Genomic DNA, 395 nt, shown 5'->3' with positions numbered 1-395 from the left:
GGATCAGTCGTCTTGTTTGTTCTTCAGGACTTCGCCGGTGGCGGCGTTCAAGTCCACGTCCCATTCAACATTCTTGGCGTCACGCAGTTCGACTTCGTACTCGTAGATTTTGGAATGCTTGTCCAGGTCGCTGTCGGTAATCGTGGCACCCGGATGCAACTTCAGAACGATCTGGTTCAGCTCTTCCTGCGGCTTGATCTTGCCGTCCTTGACCAGTTGAGGGATCTGATCAACGAGAACGTCAGCAGCTTGCGCCAGGCCAGCGGTGAGGGTCAGGGCAGCAGCGGTGAACAGGGCAGTCAAAGTCTTCATGAGGTTCTTTCCTTGGGTGAGCCGTTTAAGTGAGTCCAGATTAACTGTGGCAACTTAATTCAGGCTTAATTCCTTGGTCACGT

At 52.9% G+C, this 395-nt stretch carries 1 protein-coding gene; it reads right to left on the bottom strand.

Features of this window, described 5'->3' with window-relative positions; genetic code table 11:
- Positions 1-3: 3 nt before the first annotated feature.
- The gene (locus ACM6IQ_RS23830; protein WP_017340383.1) at positions 4-312 is read right to left on the bottom strand and encodes a PepSY domain-containing protein; all 309 of its coding nucleotides are present in this window, start codon (positions 310-312) and stop codon (positions 4-6) included.
- Positions 313-395: the final 83 nt, after the last annotated feature.

The organism is Pseudomonas sp. IT-P100 (assembly GCF_949767185.1).
Taxonomy (GTDB): domain Bacteria; phylum Pseudomonadota; class Gammaproteobacteria; order Pseudomonadales; family Pseudomonadaceae; genus Aquipseudomonas; species Aquipseudomonas fluorescens_B.
The sequence above is the reverse complement of the archived record's forward strand: the minus strand, read 5'-3'. Positions and strand labels throughout refer to the sequence as shown.